This is a genomic window from Bacillus sp. FJAT-47783 (assembly GCF_022808615.1).
In the GTDB taxonomy this organism is placed as follows: Bacteria; Bacillota; Bacilli; order Bacillales; family Aeribacillaceae; genus Bacillus_BZ.
In genome coordinates, this window is the sequence record NZ_JAKZKS010000024.1 from 26,116 (window position 1) to 45,167 (window position 19,052).

A 19,052-nucleotide genomic window follows, 5' to 3' on the forward strand; every position below is an offset into this window, starting at 1 on the left:
TGAAATTAAACATTAATAAGTGTTGTATCCCCCAATAATTCCGATACGACCTTCACCACTTTCTCAGGTGTTGGTAGATAAAGGTCTTCAAGTGGTGGGGAAAATGGTACAGGTGTATGTGGTGCTGTAATTTTTTTAATCGGTGCATCAAGCGTATCAAACCCTTTATCCGCTACGAGTGCTGCGATATCAGTGGCGATGCTGCACCTTGGATTGGCTTCATCAATAATAATGAGTCGATTTGTTTTTTCAACAGATGAAAGAATCGTATCTTCATCAAGTGGTGACAAACTGCGAGGGTCAATAACTTCAATTTCAATTCCTTTTGCAGCAAGTTGATCCGCAGCCGTTAAGGCTGTGTGAACTTGCTTTCCAATTGCTACAACAGTTAAGTCAGTTCCTGTTCGCTTTACGTCTGCTTTTCCTAATGGAATCGTATAATACCCTACAGGAACATCCCCTTCCATGTTGTAAAGTGTCTTATCTTCAAAGAAGATAACCGGGTCATTGTCTTCAATAGCTGAAAGCAATAGCCCTTTCGCATCATAAGGTGTAGACGGCACAACAACTTTTAGTCCCGGGATACTCGTAAACAATGCATATAAGCTTTGAGAGTGCTGGGCGGCTGCTCTAAAACCTGCTCCGTGCATTGTTCGAATCGTAACGGGCACTTCGGCTTTTCCACCGAACATGTACCGGAATTTTGCCCCTTGATTTAATACTTCATCAAGGCAGCTTCCGATAAAATCATTAAACATCAATTCAGCAATTGGCCGTAAACCAGTTGAGGCTGCCGTCATCGCTGCTCCTATATAGCCCGCTTCTGCAATTGGAGTATCTAAAATTCGGTCGCGCCCAAATTCTTGAACGAGCCCTTTCGTAACACCTAGGACACCTCCCCATGCTTCATCGTCCTGCAAATGATCGACTTGGGCACCGCCGGCTACATCTTCTCCCATTAGGATGACATTTTCATCTTTTCTCACCGCAATCTTCATCGCTTCATTAATGGCACTAGACATACTTAATGTTCTCGTCATATTTTTTTACCTCCTAAAAAAGTAATTAATAAGAAACGTATACATCTGTTAAAAGGTCAGATGGACTTGGATACGGGCTTTCTTCACTAAATTTCACGGCTTGTTTCACCGCTTCTTCAACTGAATCTTCCAATGCGGCTAATTCATTTTCTGCAAACAACTGCTTGCTTAATAAATATTTTCTAAAGTGAACAATGGCATCTTTTTCAAACTTATGTTCCTTCTTCTCTTCTTCCGGTTTATACTTCTGAGCGTCTCCCTCAAAATGACCATAATTTCGATATGTTACACATTCAATCAATGTTGGCCCTTCTCCTCGACGTGCTCTTTGGACTGCTTCTTCGGCTGCTTGATAAACAGCTAATATATCTTTTCCATCTACTCGAATACCTGGAATGCCGTAGCTGACTGCTCGGTCAGCAATTGTGTTACAACTAGAGGCATAAGAAAACGGTGTAGCTTCTGCATAGCCGTTATTTTCTGCAACAAAAATGGCCGGGAGCTTCCAAATGGCTGCTAAATTAATCCCTTCGTGGAATGTCCCATGATTGTTTGCACCATCACCAAAGAAGCAAACGCTTACATTATTCGTCTTTTTATATTTCGCTTTTAATGCAGCACCGCAAGCGAGAGGAAAGCCACCACCGACAATTCCATTGGCTCCGAGCATTCCTTTATCTAAATCAGCAATGTGCATAGAACCGCCTTTTCCTTTACACAATCCTGTCACCTTACCGTAAATTTCAGCCATCATCCCATTTAAATCACAGCCTTTTGCAATACAATGACCGTGACCACGATGCGTACTTGTAATGGTGTCACGATCATCAAGATGTGCACATACGCCAACAGCTACCGCTTCTTCACCCGCATACAAATGAACAAAACCAGGTAAAATCCCTTGTGCAAACAACTCATGTACCTTATCTTCAAACTTACGGATTTCTAACATCTTTTTGTACATCCAATAAGCCTTATCTTTATCCAACAACATTCCCATGCCTTCTGTAACTTTCAAACTTTTCATCCTCCTTTTTACTTTCTTCACTTTTATTAATTGCAAGGATCATACCAACTAAAATTTCGCCAAAGAGCGAGAATTAAACCATTTTCTTTTTATGAAACGAGACAAAACGAGACAATTGTCTCGTTTTGTCTCATTTTGTTCACTCCATATTGACAGGCGTTCGAGAAGCTTTCATATTTAGAAGATGGACCGTCTTTGTTTCAGTAATAAAAGATTTTAAAAGAGGTGGAAAAACGTGATAAACGAAGAATCAAAGGAGTCTTTATTACAACAATTAGAAATGATCCAAAAATGGGAAAAAGACCAAAAGGGGTTTTGGTTTTGGGAAAAGATTGGACGCATCCCCTTTAAACTATTAGACCGTCTTACACCGCAAGTGATTCATCAAAAAGTTGGACAAATGTTGGATGAAGTTGGCAGCTATATTCAAACGGGTGGAAAGTATTTAATCAATAAAAATGAAATTGTAAAACGCTTTATTAAAGTGACGGGAGAAAATGATCTTGATTTCTCTCGTATTTCTCAATTATCTATTTCAACAATGGATGAAGTGAGTGAAGGAATTATCCAATCTAGAAAGCGAATTGCGATGACGCAAGGGGCTACAACAGGAATTGGTGGCATTTTCACCTTAACCATTGATATCCCACTTATTCTTGGAATTTCTATTAAAACCCTTCAAGAAATTGCGATAAGCTACGGATACGATCCAAACGAAAAACAAGAAAGAATTTTTATCGTTAAATGTTTACAGTTTGCCTCATCAGATATTGTTGGGAAACAAGCCATTTTAGATGAACTCTCTTCATTCGCTTCGTCAAATGAGAATTTTAAAAAACAAACGATCTCCCAAATGCAAGGTTGGAAAGAGGTAATGATGAACTATCGAGATAATTTCGGGTGGAAAAAGTTATTTCAAATGATCCCCATTGCTGGTATTATTTTCGGTTCCTTCGTCAATAAATCAATGGTAGAAGACATCGGTGAAGCAGGTAAGATGTTATATAAAAAACGGCGTATTCTAGAGAAATTAGAGCAATATGATTAGGTTGTACAGTCCCCACCTTAGTAGGTGGGGTTCTTTTTGAATTTTATCTGCAGTCATCTTTTGAAGCAAATTCTTTAGAGACCGAATAGCCCATCAAACGATCGGGCTATTCGGTGTTTATCGGTTCAAAACATATACTTTGTAAGACAAATAGGAAGCAAACGTTGTCCATAGAGCATATGGGATAAGTAGGTATGAGCTCACTTTTGATAGTGGCTTTGCCAAAAACGTTAACCAAATGGATGTAATGGCGACAACGATTGTATCCAACATTCCAAGTAACCGTGACCTACATGTAAAAAACAAAAATCCAAATGCTTGATTGAACAAATAATTTATTCCAAACAAACTATAAAAACGTTTCGTTTTGTCACAAAACCCGTGACGGTAATGAATCATGCTAACGGAAAACGCAATCAACAAGTACAAAATACTCCACACAATACCGATTACATGCCCGGGCGGTGTTAAAGATGATTTTTTTAGTCGTCGATACCAGAATGGACGTTTGTTTGAAAAAATAGAAAAGATAAAAGAACCCGCATACACAATGAAAAAGACAAGTAAGGAAGATATCTTCATGTTGAACCTCTTTTCATCAATACATTTTTTATATTATTCCTTATTGCTAAATAAATAATAGTTGAAAAAAAGATTTTTCAATGTTGGAAAGTACGTTCCTTTTTCTTGCCACTTTGACCATTTTTTCATGTGTTTGCGGATTATTTTCAAAACTTGCGGGAAAGCTATGCTCCCCCCAAAAAAAGCCGATAGCTAAGTACTATCGACTTTGGGTGCTCGTTTTATAATAACGATCCAACTCCACAATCATCGCACCCATTCGTTCATGTTCCGGCATGACAATTCGCTGGATACCTCTTTCTGATAATTCACTTCCTGTAACCTTTCCAACAGCTAAGGCAACGATATCATTGTTAAAAGCATTAATGAGTTGGGCTAATACTCCTTTTTGTTCTGCCATTTGAAAAAGAACTCGTACTTGTGGGGAAGCGGTAAAAGCAACAGCATCAACTTCACGGCTAATGACTTCGTTAACTAGTTGCAAAACAACGTCAGGATTTGGAACGATAGTCTTATAGGGCAATACTTCTTGAACTTCTGCCTTCTGTTTAATAAAAAAATTCGTTAACTTTGGAACTGGTTCACCGTGTAATTGAATGAAAATACGTTTGTTTAAAAATGAGTGAGGTTCGAGTGCCCGAAGTAAGCCTTCATTTGTTCCGTCATCATCAATAGCTACCGGTTCAACGCCATGTTTTTTCAACACATTTAACGTTTTATAGCCTCTTACCGCAATTTTTGATCGTTTCAGCTGCTGAATAAATGGCTGTTTTATATGAAAATGTTCGGCAGCTTCTATTAATACCGATGTCCCTACTCCAGTAGTTAAGACAACCCAATCGGATCCGTTTTCGACAAATTGTTTAATGTCTTGTTCCATTTCACTGAACGGACATTTGATGGTTTCTTGTATCGGTCGCTTAATCGTCGTTCCACCTTTTTTCTCAATCATCGCTGAAATTTCATCTAATTTTCTTGATCCAGTCAATGCCACTCGTTTATTCGCTAACCCTTGCAACGCTCCATCTCCTCTCAACCATTTTCCTCTATGATAAGAAAAGGAAAGTCGATCCGTCTAGTATTTTCTAAAGTTTTCGAAAAATACATTCATTCTATTTCTCTTATAAACTTTTGTCACTTATTTTCAAATCGTTGTGTTTTATATTCGTTGGCCATCTGTCCTTATGCAACATTATGACAAAATGGTATCGGTTCTTTAAGGTTACACTATAGTTGCTTTTCTTATCACAAAAACTTCTATGAACATATCAGTATCATCCAGCATTTGACGAATTCGCTTTTTTTATAAATTTTCGAAAACAGACATAAACAGATCCGTTTTACTCTCTTATCATATGTTATAATAAAAGGGGTAAAATACATCCGTACATAGGGGGAATGGGAGAATGAGTTTTAAATACGAAAACATTGTTGTTGCGGTCGATGGATCTAAAGAAGCGGAAAAAGCGTTTAAAAAAGCGATTTCAATTACGAAACGTAATGATGCCAAATTAATTATTACGCACGTATTAGATGATCGTTACGGGGTTGTCATGGCTTATGCGCCAGGAATTGTCGATGAAGTAGAAGTTAGAGGAAAAGAATTACTTGAAAAGTATGAAACAGAGGCAAAAACTGCTGGAATCGAAAAGATTGAAACATTCTTGTCCCATGGTTCACCAAAAGTGAAGATTGCTAAAGAAGTGGCTCCAAAATTCGAGGCAGATTTAATTATTTGTGGTGCGACAGGATTAAACGCTGTAGAACGCATGTTTATTGGAAGTGTTTCTGAACACGTTACACGTTATGCTAAATGTGATGTACTCGTTGTTCGTTCCGATGAAAATATAGATTAATATAGAATAATATAGAATAATAAAGAGGCTTTCCCAACAGCTTTAGCTAAACCGTGCGAAGTGGGAAAGCCTCTTTTCCTTTTCTACTTGCAAAGTTTTTTCATATCGGTGAGCAGATCCTCTATCAACTCTTCCTGATAACCAGCTCTATGATTACTCCAAAGTGCTCCCTTAACAGGTTGCAACTCATTTACATCAACCATTTTCAATTTTGCCATTCGCTCAAGCGATAGCTCCATGTTTGACATACACTTTTCATAGTCTTCGATGCTATATCGCCACATTTTCACATGTTTCGGTGCACGCGAATAAATTCGTTGAGCCATTTGTAGCCCTTCTGGATCGAAGTCACCAGAGTAGTAGATGTTAACATTCCCTTTGGCGAGTAAATCTATTAAAAGGAGTGCAGCTAATTTAAATTGTCCGTTCGTACAAATAAGTGGTGGCGGAGTTGGAAATGACCATCGATCTAATAAAGTCGAGCAAACGCCGGAGTTTTCTACAACAAATACGCTATTTCCATACATCGGTTTGCAAGATGTAAATTTCAACACTTCCCGTAATGGTAAATTTAAGACCGCTTTTTCGTCATTTGCCGCCTTCATCATCCTACTCTCGTCCTGATTTATTTGACTAACTAAACCAATACACGTGACAAAATTTAGAATGTCATCTCGTAATAGATGAAAATTTTGCAAAAGGTCATTCGCTTCTTCAGAAGTTAAGTGATTCGTAATTTGAGAAATGATTCCCTCTTCATACCATTTATATTGAAGTGCATGTAAGAATGCTTTTCCTTGCTCCCCGTCAAGATCAAAAGCATGTGGATCTTTTGTTATCCTTTGGGCAAATACGGGTAGCCTTTCATACTGCGATTCTTTTGGCAATTGCCCTAAAGCATGACAAACACTCTCTAAAGTTTTAACGAAACGCCTCTTGTCCTCATCGTACAAAGAATGGAAAAAACGCGTTCCTTTTCCCTTCATCTGTATATAATCTAACCAAGATGCTGCATATGGGTATGCCTCTTGAATACGTAGGAATGTTTCCATTTTTTCATATTCATACTGTTTATTTTCTTCTTGTTTTGTAACGATTTCTTTTCCCGCATATGCTTCTAAAATGTCTTTTAAATCTAGTTCAGCATATTTCGTTTTTTGCAATGCTTTTTCAAATAAGGAAAAAGAAATCGTTGCTGATGACTGATGGGTGTAGTCTTTCCGAAAAAATAAAGTAAAGGCTTCTTTTTCTTTTGGGTGTAAATTGGATAGTTTTACACTCCCACCGATTCGTCCTAAACTAACATAACGATCAATCAATTTCGGAAGGAGCCGGTCAAAACCTGACTCCTCTTTTAAATAAGACACAAATTCATTCAACTTGCTCAAACTTTCATCCCTTCTTCACTCCACTCATTAAGTAAAAGCTTCTTCTTTAAACCGTTCCAATGATAACGAATCACCGTTACATATGGAGCGTTTTTTTGGTCTAACTAGTTCCGCAATGGATAGATTCGATACGGTATCATAGTCTCCCCAGATGGCTTGTGAATTCATAATGTAATTAAATCCTAGCTGCTCCACTAATTCGAACATATCACGAATATTATTTTCATCGACTCCAGCAAACGCTTCATCTAAGGAAATGATGTACGGTGCATCAGCCTTCGCCTCTTGATAACGAGAATATGCCGCTGAAAACAATGGAATATACATCGCCATCGCCTTCTCACCACCACTAAAGGTGAAAAAGACATGGTTGGTTAGTTCCCGCTTATTCTCATTCTCCCTTTTATAATAAAGTGTGAATTGGAACCATTTGCGATAATCTAAAATTTCTTTAATAACTTGATGTAATGTCGTTCCATACCCTTCTGCTAATGATAATTCTTTCGCTCTTGAGATTTTTGAACGGAAATGGTTTGTTACCCGCTTCATATCCTCTTCTTTTAATAACCTTGGGTCGGATCGTAATAAATCAACTAAGTCTTTCGTATCCATTTCATCTTCAGACTCGGCCGTTTTCGGTCGCCAACGAATCGAAAATGTTAATCCAGATGACGTATCTCTCATTTCCATTAAATCATTAATTTTCTTTACCCAACGTTCGGCGCGATGAATTCGACCGCGTAAAATACGGCCTACACTATTTAAAATTATTTCTTCGTAAAGTTCTCGATCCGTTTCGTTTAACACTTCTCGTTGAGTTGAAATATCATGTTTAATAGCTTTTAACACGTAATAAGGACTCACTCTTTTCCCTTTAAATTCCATCAACAAAATGGTTCTTCGCGCTTTTTCTTTTATGGCATTCCACTTGTACGCTAATTCTTCCGTAATCGGCTCTCGTTCTTCCACCTTGATGTCTTTTTCGTGCAATTCTTCTGTTAAACGGTATTCTACAAGCGTTTGTTGTTCTTTATAAAAACTTTTCGCCAGCTTTTCATGAACAGAGGAACGTGTTTCCTTTTTTAATAGCTCTTGAAATTTCCGCTCGATTTTTCTTGCGAGTTCTAGCGAATCGTCAATTTCACTTTCCTCTTCTACAACATAATATAGCCGAACTTCATCGAGGAACAATTCTTCTGAAAGGTTGAGAAGCTTTTCAACATGGTGAAGCTCTTGAATGACATTCTTATATCGTTCTTGCGCAATTTCTCCGTCTTTTTCGTATTTCACGGCTAGTTTTTGCAGTTCAGGCAATCGTTCTTCAATCCAATCAAGCTTTTCCGTAACTTCTTGAATTTGTCTGCGAATATCTTTTGCACCAAGTTCTTCAAGCCTTTTATTGAGTTCACTTAACTTAAATTGCTCTTTTTCCATTGAGTGGATAATGACATTTAATTCACCTTTTAACGAATCAATATCTTCCGTAATTTCTTCTAAATTGCTTTCTTGTGAAAAAATGTGCTTCCGGTTACTTTCATATTTCGCAAATGTTACTTGAAGCGAATTCAACTGTTTCATATACGACTGCATAGAAAAAATAGCCGATACGTATGCATCTTTCGTTGATTCAATGTTCATTTCTTTTGTGAGTTCATTTAGTTGATATCGGATCTTCTCCCAATCCCTAAACAACTCTTTTACTCTTTCATCTTTTTCTTGCACGAGTTCATCATCATGTTTTAAACGATGACGAACATGTTGAAGGTTGTCATAAGCAGTTTTAACATCCGAATCTTTTGGGAATTGGCGAAACGATTGCTCAAGCTTCTCTAAAAACTGGTTACACTCGTTGTATACTTGGTCAATTTCAGCTCTTTTTTCTTGCAATTGTTTTATCATCTGTTCAATGTGCCGAATCTTTTCTTTTCGAAAACGTTCCCGTGCTTGACTTCCGATATACTGAACTTCTGTTTTTGGCGCGTGGCCTTGCAATAGACCAATTTCGAAGCGTCCGTCAGAATAAATACTAACTTTTCCTTCCGTTGATTCAACGTTCACACAAATACTTGCTAATACTTTTTGAATATCATCCTTCATAATTGGTGAACCTTCTGGCAAGTCAGGGATAAGCCAATTGGCTAAAGTTTGATCGGTTTTCTCTAATGGGTTTGCTTTTAAGATTTTGTCACATTTCGGTATAAGATGTTCATCTTGTTTAGACACAATTAAAGAATCTAGTATTCCAGCAGCTTGAAGCGCAGATTCCAGTCTTTCCCTCTCTTCTTCCGTTACTGAATCTCGGAATTCAACAGCCCTATATAGAGGAATAAAAGCAATTCCTTTCGCTACTAATTCCTTTCTTGCCTCATTCGTTTCCGCATGTCTTTCAGGCTCAGGATCTTTTAATTGTTTCCACGATTCTAGTTCACGCTTTTTATCCTCGATCTCTATATCTAACAATTTAAGTTGATGAGCTCGGTCTCGTTTTTTGCTTTCATATGCTTCTTTTAAATTTTCATATTTTTCTAGAAAAGGTCTTCTCATTTCTTCGTACGAGTAGGATTCATATAAATCTTGAATACGATGTGCCGTTTGTTGAAGAACATCTTCATCCATGTCAAAAAAGTCATATTGTTTTAACCAATGAATGATCGCCTCTTGCAATGTATTTTTCTCTTCCTCTACATAAGAAGCCCATTTTCTTTCATCATCTCGTGTTTGATCAAGTCGTTTTTGAGCTTCACCTAAATCACGATTGGCATCTTCAAAACGTTGCTTCTCACGGTTAAATTCTTCCCACTTAGAAACAATGTCTTTCAAATGAATTTCGTAGATTTCCGCTTCTTTTTTCCAGACAGAAAAATCAAAATCTCTTTCAAGATGACGCTTAAAATCTTCTGCATTGATTGCATGACTTGCAAAAGAAGCATCACCGCTATCCGTTTCCATTTCCTCTAATAAATCATTTATTTTTCGTTCATGCTCATACTGCTCATCCTTTTGTTGACGAATCGATTCTTTTAGCTGCCGTTCTTTTTGCTCTTTTCCTTCAATCGCCAATTCTTTCTTTCTGGCATCATCACTTCGATCTGCTAATTTCTTTTCCGTATCCCTTTTTTCTTGTTCCATATCAAACACTTCATGCTTTTCTAGTTGCCTTTTTGATTCGATATGAACCTCTTTTTCTTGCTTTAACTTTTTTTCTTCTTTTAAACAGTCATGAAGTTTTTGTTGGTAGTCTTTTATATTTTCTTTTAGCGTTATTTCTTCTGCTTTTTTCGTTTCTAAAGCTTTATGAGCTTTTACGTACTCTGCCGCTTTTTCTCCTAACATGTACTCATTATACATATCATATTGACTACATAAGCGATCAAGCGCTTGCTCATCACGTTCTAACTGCTCAAGCTGTTGCTTCGTTTGATCCATATTTTCAATCGTATCTGAAAGAGGTCTTAGTTCATCATCGGATAATTCTGGTAAAGAGTTCTCTAAGATTCCATAAATAACCGTTGGTTTAAAGTCTTTTGATAGCTTTGGACTACGCAATTGAATAAGAAGTTTAATTAACTCATCATAAGCTTCTAACGTTTCAAATCCGAAAATATATTTATTGACAAGCTCCATGTATTCCTTTTGGGTGGAGACAATGCGGCCACCGTCGCCTATCTTTGTTTCAAGCTCTTTTTTCGTTAACGGAATTTTTTCTGTATTCGCCCCTACTCGTTCTTCTTTATACAAAAATAAGTCGTGTCCAACACGGCGATTGTCCGTAATGACAAATCCCCAAAAATCCATGTTTTTATGTCTTTTTGCACGGAGACCGATTCCTGTTGTGACATATTGATCCGTTTCTTTTCGTTTATATTCTAAAAATAAATAACCAGTCCGTTCATCTCTCCCTGTTATTTCTTTTTCACCTAGCAAGTAATCTTCCATTTTCCGTGCTTTTGAACCGAACGGATCAAGTCGATCCGGGCTTTTCTTCCCATCTAATAATACAGGGAGAAAGCTTTGCATCGTAACCGATTTGCCTGATCCATTACTTCCTCTTAATAAAAGTTTCCCATCCCCAAACTGGAACGTTTCATCAGCGTAATACCAAAAGTTGACGAGGCCTGCTCGATTCATTTTCCATTTATTCACACCATTCATACGTGTTCACTCCTCATGAAATCTTGTGGATATTCTCCGACGGTTCTTCCTAACAGCGATGTAATAATCATCATGTTAGTCTCCGCCTCTCGATAGGCCATCTTCCATTCGTTCATCACGTCTAATAATTCTTTTGCCAGTTGTTTCATTGATGCTTCTCGATACGCTTTGCTCCATCCGTGTCGATATTTTGCGATACATTCATCAATGATTTGCTCAAATTCTACTTGTGTCATGCGAATTGCCCCTAATTCATTGACTTCATATTGATCTATTTGCTCCCTTACAATGTTGGCAAACTGAAGGACAATGTCCATGACTGCTTTTTGATCGGGAAATAATAAAAAGCGTGAACGTTTTTCTTGTAATGTGAGTAGGGCGGCATTTTTAAATAGTTCAAATTGATAGTCGGTATGCTTTTCAATATCTTCTCGAATTCGATTTCGATAATTCCGCAAATAATAAAAGTCCGGATCATCTGTTGACGTTCTAAACGTAACGGGTGATAGAAATAACTTTCGATAAATGCGGTGTCGTCTCATCTCTGTTTGCGATGATTGCCATTCTTGTTCAAGAATTTCACTCATCGTTTGAAATTGAAATAGGTCTTTCGGATAGGATCTCATAAAATAGCGAGAAACGATCGGAACTTCATATAAAACCTCTTCCTCATTGTTCATTTGAAAGTCTAGTATTTCTCCATCGACTACTTTTACAATCCGAAATTCTTTTGCTACCTGCATGACACGAATTAATGACTTACGATGCTCATAATTCGTCCAATCAAGAGTCATATGACTTGGGTACATCCCTTGTAATTCTTCGCAAAGATCCGATAATAAAAATTGTTCATCGACTGATTTATTTTCTAAAAAAGCTAATAAACAACAAAACAAAGCATAGTCCATCGGAGTTTTAAAGCTTTGGATGCCCATCCAGCTTTCTGGTTCGACCGGTATTTTTTCGAGTTTAATAAAGTGACGGTGGACAATGAGTCGATAACCAAACTTATCCGAAATGTAGCGGCGTAAAATATGCTCTCGTTCCCGAATCATTTGATACCATTCATAATGTTCATCTCGTAAAATCCAAAAATGTTCAAATAATATTTCTAACGCTTCCTTCGCTTTTTCATCAAAACCTACTTTTTCCATTTCATCCTCCACGATTATAAAAAGATTATTTCGTAATTTGGCATTGTTAATTCACCATCTTCACATTGAACCGTAATTATCGTGTCATCTTTTTTGATAACTTTAACTTTTTTTCCTGTTTCAATTTTGGCTGTCGCCTCTTTGGTTGCAAGTGCTTTCCCAAGCCACGAAAGTAACATTTTTCTTACAGCCACATTAATTTCCGGCAACTGTTGAAACACAATTTTGTTTTCATTCATGTATTGCTGGATCATTTCTAGCTCTTTTTCTTTCGCATGTAAATATTCATTTAACATCATTTCTTTTTCTAGCTGATGGTCGATAATGGCAGTCGGTTTTGTTTTCTCTCGAAATTGACGGACTCTTGGTTTTATCGTGATAAACGTTGGTGTTTCATCCCAAATATCGCGATATATATTTTCTGTTGATTTTACGTCCGCATATAGATGCCTCGTGTGAAATACACCAAAAACGGTGGCTGATAGTTGATGTGCTTCATTCATATCATTCATTCGTGCGAACCATTCCGCAAGGTGTAAGTAGTCTTTTTTCCGACTCCTAAAATGATGATGTCTCTCTCCTAATCGCTGGGCAAATCGAGTCATGCGCCGTATCGTTTCATTTGTTTTAATTTCTAGTCTTGCAAGCTCGCTTTCATCACCATCACGTCCAAGGAACCATTCTTTTAAACTCGCCCAACTTTCCATCAACTCTTGTTCTAGTTCTTCACGTGATTGAGCAACTTGTTCAAGCCTTGGTATCTTTTGTTTATAATCGACAATTCGTTTAATCATTTGTGAAACAGTAGCTTGTTTCAAATCATCTAAGAGCAATTCAATTTGTAAAGATGTTTTTTGCAACGAAATAATAAAATCTCGTAAATATTCCGTTAGTGCATCCTTATAGGAGAGAAAGGCTTCTGTCATCATCCTTTCTTCAATATTCTCACTATTTAAGTAAGCAATGTAGTCAGCTGAGTTTTGAATAAGCTTTTTAAAATAATCAAAAATGTCCTCCCACAATCGATAGCATTGTTCATTACTAAATGATTTCATTTCATCTTTTTTATAAGCATCAAAGGCTTTTTTCAATGATTCGTAGAGTCGATCAAATAATGTTTTCTCCAGTGATCCTCCGAATGAGTCTCCAATTTTTTCGAGAGATTTCACCATCCGTTCCATTTCGACCGTATATGGACTACATTGATAGCGAAATCGCTTTTTCTTAAACTCTTCGATCGTACGAACTTTCCCTGTTTCTTGCCGAGCGATCAAGTTCTTCCATTTAACGAGTTGTTCTAAATCAGAAGTAAGCATTTCCATCGTATATTCTTTAAATGGTTCATGTTCTTTTAAATAAGCAAATACATCCTCTGGAAATAAATAGTGGCGCATTCGCTCATGTTGCTCATAAAAATAGCGTAAAATTGCTCGGTATCTCCACGCATTTTCAGTTGTCAAATACGTTGCTTCAACAATTGGTTTTAAAACAATATGATCCATTTTTCACCACTTCCTTTATTTTTTTATATCAATAAAGAAGTTAAAACTCTATAGAACCAAAAATATTTACAAATACACCCTTATTATAAAGTAACATAGGGATTAATCATATAAAGTGAGGTTTTTATGAAGATAATGGTAATATTTAAAACTTCTAGCAGCGTAAAGAGGAAGGTATTCGCCATATAAAGAAGTACTGAACTCAAATTTTTTACCTAAATTCAAGTTCAGCACTTTATATTACGAATTCGCTTTTTTAAATGACATGTCTCTTTTCTTTTTTACAAACATTTGATTCAACACTTCGGAAAAGACAAGTCCCATTGCAATGGCACCAGAAATCATAAAGGCAGCGGAAGCAAATTCAATGGCCTTCGTATAATCTTGGAGGACGATTTGGCGCATTGCTCGATAGGCTAGTCCACCAGGGACAAGTGGAATAATTCCGGCAACTGAATAAATGATCATCGGTGTTTTATACATTTTTGCAAAAATATGACTAATAAAAGCAACAATTAATGAAGCAATAAATGTCGCAAATACTTGGTCAAAGTGAAATCGAACAAGTAAAAAAAAGGTAATCCATCCGATGGCCCCCGCAAATCCACACTGAAGAAGTGTCCTTTTTGGGACATTAAAGATGATGCCAAAACCAGCCGTCGCGATAAAAGCAGTCACTACTTGCTCAATCATGAATATCCCTCATTTCTATTTAGAATGACAGTACAGCGGCAATTCCTGCTCCGATGGCAAACGCTGTTAAAAACGCTTCTGCCCCCTTCGACAGCCCCGATACTAAATGGCCTGCCATTAAATCTCTCACTGCATTCGTAATGAGCAATCCCGGAACAAGCGGCATGACTGACCCAATAATAATTAAATCCAAATTTGTCCCAACTCCCCACATCACAAGTATATATGCGGTAATACCAATGATAAACGATGCAATAAATTCTGCGAAAAATTTAATTTTTACTAATTGCTGCATATACAAAAGCGTGATAAAACCGAAGCCTCCTGCTATCATAGCAGGTATAAAATCGGACCACTCTCCTTGAAACATGATTAAAAAGCAACCGCTTGCTACAGATGCAGCAACTATTTGTAAAAAAGTCGAAAACTCATTCTTTTCTATTTCGACTCGTTTTAATTGATTGTATGCTTCTTGGACTGTAAGCTCTCCATTACTAATTTTTCGTGAAATTCCATTCACTAATACAACTTTATGTAAATCAGTCGTCCGCTCTGGAATACGAATGAGCTTCGTCTTTTCAACATCATTAATGGAAAAAATAATACCCGTTGGCATAACAAAACTTTCACACTTCGTCACACCAAATGAATGAGCGATACGCTTCATCGTATCTTCCACACGATATGTTTCGGCACCATTTTTTGACATAATGGCACCTGCTAGTAAGCAAACTTCCATAATTAATTTTGTATTTTGCACTGATACCCTCCGTTACATCATTTTGTTTTTTTATTATAACAAGAAATCGACAAAATCATATCTCTCCTTTTTTTCTTTACTGGATTACGCATTATTTACAAAAGAAAAGAGCCTTGAAAATCAAAGACTCTTTTCTGAACTATCGGTATCGATCTTTATTACCCTTGTATAGATTTCGGTATACGTAATCATGGTTTTTATGCATAGACCATTGACCGAGAAATGTGGCAAGAAACATAAAAATACCTGCTAACCCGAAGGCAACCTTATAATATTGCAAAAAGAATAGAACAAACGAGCCAATAATGGACAAAATCATTAGTATTAAAAGAGAAGTTTTCACCATTTCTTTTTTTCGGGCGTTCAACCGTAGATCCTCCTTCACAGAAGCATCCTCCTTTCCATTTAAAGGTATTACATCTTACAATATAACAAAATTTTCAAAATCATCAAACCTTATCGTATACTTAAATCCCAATTACACAGAATTTTCACTTAGTTCTTTTGACCTAAAAACGAATAAATAACAATATAAATATAGGATATTGTTTCCTTTTTAATTTTTTCTTAAGATGTTAATATATTACAAGTGTTTAATTAAAGAATGGAGGAATTCAAGTGTTTAGCAAAAAAATAGTAATTGCTGGCATCGTGTCAATTGGCCTTCTATTAAGCGGCTGTGGGGCTGAGAATACTGGAAAAACTGAGGATCAATCTAATGAACAAAGCGAAACTCCAAAAAAGGAAGAAAAGCTAAATGCTGAGCAAGTATTAACAAAAGCAAGTGAAGCTTCATCAGACATTAAGAATTTCGAAATGAACGCGAATATGGATATGACAATGGAAGCAAATGGCGAAGCAATGGATATGAAATCGAAAATTTTCTCACAAATGACGATGGATCCGATATTAGCTTATCAAAAAATAGAAATGTCAGGTGATGAACAACTTGGTAACATGGAGATGTACATGACAAAAGACGAAATCTTCATGTATTCACCTGAAAATGACACTTGGGTGAAAATGGAAAACACAGCCGGCGGAACATTGGAAATGGCTCAAAATCAGCAAAGTATGAATCCTGGTCAGCAAATTGAGCAAATGAAACAATTCACAGACAATTTAACCTTAACGGAACATGACAAAACGTACGAACTTAATTTTACAGGTAAAGGCGAAGAAATGAAGAAATTTGCAAAAGAAATTGCCCTACAAAATATAAGCAGTGATCAAGCAGAAGCAATTAAACAATCAATAGATCAAATTACTTTTGAGGACATTACGTATAAATACACTATAAATAAAGAAACGTTTTACCCAGAAAAATTAAAGATGGATCTTACAATGAGTATTGAGGAAAATGGAAATACCGTTACATTAATTCAATCCATGGATGCTACATTTGGAAAATACAATGAATTAAATGACCTTTCCATCCCTGAAGATGTGAAAAACAACGCTGAGGAAATTCAACTTGAAGAAGCTGGTTTATAAACATAGATGTGGATTCATTTTTTAGGTGCTGACATTATCGTTAGCACCTTTTTTATTGTTTCAAAATTAAAGCGTTAAAATGCAATGAACGGAATTGTTCATGTCCAGCGAAAGCCACCTATCACCCCCTCGAGGCAAAAACGTAACGCCATAAAAGCAAAAAGCACCTTTTCGTCAACATGAACATTTTTGTCTGAGGCTGATCAAGGCGCTTTTGCATTTCTTACTTCACGATCCCTATCCATTTCTATCATTTCCCAATAATTATCCTTCCCAATAAAGGTAGAACTATCCTAAAATAGATAACAGATACAATTATTACATAAGGGGGAAACGAAATAGATGAGAAAAGGGATATCTATACTATTTTTTACTTTTTTCTTATTGCTATCTGGTTGTTCAGAAAAACCGAATCCAGAAGATGCGTTTCATACGTTTATAACAGAGTGGAACAATCAAAAATTCGATAAAATGTATGATAGCTTATCATCAGAAGTGAAAGAGAAAATTTCAAAAAAAGAATTTGTAAACCGCTATTCTTCGATTTATGAAGATATTCAAGTTCAAAACTTAAAAGTGGAATTTCATAAGCCTGAGGAGGAAGTAAAACCAAATGAAGAAAACGAAGTAAAGCTTCCATTCTCTGTTTCGATGGATACAGTTGCAGGACCGGTATCGTTTGATCATGAAGCTGTCCTCCAATTAGAAGAAGAAGGTGACAACGAAAGATGGGGTGTTCAATGGAATTCTTCTTTTATATTTAAACAATTAAAAGATGGAGACTCAGTAAAGTTAAGTCACATCGCACCTATTCGGGGGCAAATTTTTGACCGAAATGGCCAAGGGCTTGCTGTCAATGAGCAAGTAACATGGATTGGTGTTGTACCTGCTAAAATGGGTGACCAAAAAGAAGAAATTATTCAACAGCTAAGTAAAACGATGAAAATGAGTTCGGAAGCAATTAAAAAGGAACTAGAACAAGGATGGGTAAAAAATAATCCTGAACAATTTGTACCTTTAAAAGGGGTTCCGTCTCATGAAAAGCTATATGATGGATTAGCCGATATCCCTTCTGTTCAAACGATGAAAAAAACTGAGCGCGTATACCCACTGAGTGAAAAAGCGGCTCATTTAACAGGTTTTATCCGGCAAATGTATGAGGATGAAGCAAAAGAATATGCGAAAAAAGGATACAGCTCCTACGAATTTATCGGAGCAAAAGGACTTGAACAAGTTTATGAAGATGTATTACACGGTGAAACAGGATGGACATTATCTGTTAAACAATCGGGTGAGGTCATTACAAGTAAGCCAAAAGTAGACGGAAAAGATGTTCATTTAACGATTGATCGTAACGTGCAAGAAGACCTATATACACAACTAAAAGATGTGTCAGGCACCGCTGTTGCCATCCATCCAACAACCGGTGAAACACTTGCAATGGTAAGCACTCCTGCCTACAATCCAAATGATTACATTTTAGGATTTGATGAAGGTGAGGTGGAACAACTAAAAAATGATCAAAATAAGCCATTTTCAGCGAAATTTAATAAAGTATTCTCACCTGGGTCTACACTCAAACCGTTGACAGCTGCAATTGGTTTAGAAGCCGGAACGTTAGACCCGCAAAAAGAAGAAGTGATAAACGGTAAGACATGGAAGAAGGACTCTAGTTGGGGTGGATATGCCGTTACCCGTGTCTCTGAAACCGATTCACGTGTAAACCTTGAGGATGCATTGGTTCGCTCTGATAATATTTATTTTGCACGCAAAGCGCTTGAGATGGGTGCCGATACGTTCGAAAAAGGGCTCGAGAAGTTAAAGTTTAAGGAAAAGTTTGATTTTCCATTTCCAATTACGCCTTCTAGCATTTCGAACGATTCGTTAGCTGAAAACGAAATTCTTCTTGCCGACTCTAGCTACGGACAAGGCCAAATTCAAATGAGCCCGTTTCACCTTGCTATGAGTTATACGATATTTGTAAATGAAGGGAAAATGATCAGCCCATACCTTCAAAAAGAAGGCGGCCCGGCAAAATCAGAACAAATGATTTCACCCAAAAATGCCGCTCTTATCCATCAACATTTACGACAAGTTGTCACAAGTCCGAACGGAACAGCACCTGAAGCAAATGTATCAGAAGTGGCGATTGCAGGTAAAACCGGAACAGCTGAATTGAAAAAAGCGGGCGAAACAAGCGGGCAAGAAAATGGCTGGTTTGTCGCTTATGAAGCAGAAAAGAAAAACCTCCTCATCGCCATGATGATTGAAAATGTGCCAGAAGGAAGTCATTCTGTCACGCCATTCGTGACAAAAGTATTTGAACAATATACGCCGTGAGCTATTAAAATTGATT

Annotated in this window: 15 protein-coding genes; 4 read left to right on the forward strand and 11 right to left on the reverse strand. The window is 37.0% G+C overall.

Annotation, left to right across the window (positions count from 1 at the left end; translation table 11 throughout):
- Positions 1-5 precede the first annotated feature (5 nt).
- Positions 6-1,040, reverse strand: a complete 1,035-nt coding sequence (locus tag MLD65_RS14795) for an alpha-ketoacid dehydrogenase subunit beta (protein WP_243292629.1) — start codon at positions 1,038-1,040, stop codon at positions 6-8.
- 25 nt (positions 1,041-1,065) lie between these two features.
- Positions 1,066-2,040 carry a thiamine pyrophosphate-dependent dehydrogenase E1 component subunit alpha gene (locus tag MLD65_RS14800; protein ID WP_481748539.1) on the reverse strand — a complete coding sequence of 325 codons (975 nt, stop codon included), beginning with the start codon at positions 2,038-2,040 and terminating at the stop codon, positions 1,066-1,068.
- Between the two features lie 307 nt (positions 2,041-2,347).
- On the opposite strand from MLD65_RS14800, the gene MLD65_RS14805 reads away from it, so the two are divergent.
- The gene (locus MLD65_RS14805) at positions 2,348-3,115 is read left to right on the forward strand and encodes an EcsC family protein (RefSeq protein WP_243292657.1); all 768 of its coding nucleotides are present in this window, start codon (positions 2,348-2,350) and stop codon (positions 3,113-3,115) included.
- A 117-nt stretch (positions 3,116-3,232) separates the two neighbouring features.
- On the opposite strand, the gene MLD65_RS14810 is transcribed toward MLD65_RS14805, so the two are convergent.
- Entirely contained in the window at positions 3,233-3,697 is a 465-nt protein-coding gene (locus MLD65_RS14810) for a TspO/MBR family protein (protein ID WP_243292631.1), read from the reverse strand.
- Between the two features lie 199 nt (positions 3,698-3,896).
- Positions 3,897-4,733: a uroporphyrinogen-III synthase gene (locus MLD65_RS14815; protein WP_243292632.1), complete on the reverse strand. Its 837-nt coding sequence runs from the start codon at positions 4,731-4,733 to the stop codon at positions 3,897-3,899.
- 370 nt (positions 4,734-5,103) lie between these two features.
- Here MLD65_RS14815 and MLD65_RS14820 point away from each other — a divergent pair, with 370 nt between their 5' ends.
- Positions 5,104-5,553, forward strand: coding sequence for a universal stress protein (locus tag MLD65_RS14820; protein WP_243292633.1), 450 nt, complete (start codon positions 5,104-5,106; stop codon positions 5,551-5,553).
- Positions 5,554-5,636: 83 nt separating this feature from the next.
- Here MLD65_RS14820 and MLD65_RS14825 read toward each other — a convergent pair whose 3' ends face one another.
- From MLD65_RS14825 to MLD65_RS14855, 7 genes are all read right to left on the reverse strand, one after another.
- Positions 5,637-6,941: a TIGR02679 family protein gene (locus tag MLD65_RS14825; RefSeq protein ID WP_243292634.1), complete on the reverse strand. Its 1,305-nt coding sequence runs from the start codon at positions 6,939-6,941 to the stop codon at positions 5,637-5,639.
- Positions 6,942-6,968: 27 nt separating this feature from the next.
- Positions 6,969-11,093: a TIGR02680 family protein gene (locus MLD65_RS14830; protein ID WP_243292635.1), complete on the reverse strand. Its 4,125-nt coding sequence runs from the start codon at positions 11,091-11,093 to the stop codon at positions 6,969-6,971.
- On the reverse strand, positions 11,090-12,247 hold the full coding sequence (locus MLD65_RS14835) for a TIGR02678 family protein (protein ID WP_243292636.1): 1,158 nt from the start codon (positions 12,245-12,247) through the stop codon (positions 11,090-11,092). The genes MLD65_RS14830 and MLD65_RS14835 overlap by 4 nt, the downstream gene beginning before the upstream one ends.
- A 14-nt stretch (positions 12,248-12,261) precedes the next feature.
- A complete protein-coding gene (locus MLD65_RS14840; protein WP_243292637.1) occupies positions 12,262-13,749 on the reverse strand; it encodes a TIGR02677 family protein in 1,488 nt (495 codons plus the stop codon).
- Between the two features lie 240 nt (positions 13,750-13,989).
- Positions 13,990-14,442 carry a threonine/serine exporter family protein gene (locus tag MLD65_RS14845; RefSeq protein WP_243292638.1) on the reverse strand — a complete coding sequence of 151 codons (453 nt, stop codon included), beginning with the start codon at positions 14,440-14,442 and terminating at the stop codon, positions 13,990-13,992.
- 19 nt (positions 14,443-14,461) lie between these two features.
- Positions 14,462-15,181, reverse strand: a complete 720-nt coding sequence (locus MLD65_RS14850; protein ID WP_243292658.1) for a threonine/serine exporter family protein — start codon at positions 15,179-15,181, stop codon at positions 14,462-14,464.
- A 160-nt stretch (positions 15,182-15,341) separates the two neighbouring features.
- Positions 15,342-15,569, reverse strand: a complete 228-nt coding sequence (locus tag MLD65_RS14855) for a hypothetical protein (protein ID WP_243292639.1) — start codon at positions 15,567-15,569, stop codon at positions 15,342-15,344.
- Positions 15,570-15,820: 251 nt separating this feature from the next.
- Here MLD65_RS14855 and MLD65_RS14860 point away from each other — a divergent pair, with 251 nt between their 5' ends.
- On the forward strand, positions 15,821-16,696 hold the full coding sequence (locus MLD65_RS14860) for a DUF6612 family protein (RefSeq protein WP_243292640.1): 876 nt from the start codon (positions 15,821-15,823) through the stop codon (positions 16,694-16,696).
- 342 nt (positions 16,697-17,038) lie between these two features.
- The gene (locus MLD65_RS14865) at positions 17,039-19,036 is read left to right on the forward strand and encodes a penicillin-binding transpeptidase domain-containing protein (protein ID WP_243292641.1); all 1,998 of its coding nucleotides are present in this window, start codon (positions 17,039-17,041) and stop codon (positions 19,034-19,036) included.
- Positions 19,037-19,052 lie beyond the last annotated feature (16 nt).

What these genes read in the sequence shown, in the direction of transcription:
- MLD65_RS14850 (WP_243292658.1), bottom strand. Translation starts at nt 15,181, where the DNA reads ATGGAAGTTTGCTTACTAGCAGGTGCCATTATGTCAAAAAATGGTGCC.
- MLD65_RS14840 (WP_243292637.1), bottom strand. Translation starts at nt 13,749, where the DNA reads ATGGATCATATTGTTTTAAAACCAATTGTTGAAGCAACGTATTTGACA.
- MLD65_RS14865 (WP_243292641.1), top strand. Translation starts at nt 17,039, where the DNA reads ATGAGAAAAGGGATATCTATACTATTTTTTACTTTTTTCTTATTGCTA.
- MLD65_RS14805 (WP_243292657.1), top strand. Translation starts at nt 2,348, where the DNA reads ATGATCCAAAAATGGGAAAAAGACCAAAAGGGGTTTTGGTTTTGGGAA.
- MLD65_RS14800 (WP_481748539.1), bottom strand. Translation starts at nt 2,040, where the DNA reads ATGGGAATGTTGTTGGATAAAGATAAGGCTTATTGGATGTACAAAAAG.
- MLD65_RS14835 (WP_243292636.1), bottom strand. Translation starts at nt 12,247, where the DNA reads ATGGAAAAAGTAGGTTTTGATGAAAAAGCGAAGGAAGCGTTAGAAATA.
- MLD65_RS14820 (WP_243292633.1), top strand. Translation starts at nt 5,104, where the DNA reads ATGAGTTTTAAATACGAAAACATTGTTGTTGCGGTCGATGGATCTAAA.
- MLD65_RS14830 (WP_243292635.1), bottom strand. Translation starts at nt 11,093, where the DNA reads ATGAATGGTGTGAATAAATGGAAAATGAATCGAGCAGGCCTCGTCAAC.
- MLD65_RS14810 (WP_243292631.1), bottom strand. Translation starts at nt 3,697, where the DNA reads ATGAAGATATCTTCCTTACTTGTCTTTTTCATTGTGTATGCGGGTTCT.
- MLD65_RS14795 (WP_243292629.1), bottom strand. Translation starts at nt 1,040, where the DNA reads ATGACGAGAACATTAAGTATGTCTAGTGCCATTAATGAAGCGATGAAG.
- MLD65_RS14845 (WP_243292638.1), bottom strand. Translation starts at nt 14,442, where the DNA reads ATGATTGAGCAAGTAGTGACTGCTTTTATCGCGACGGCTGGTTTTGGC.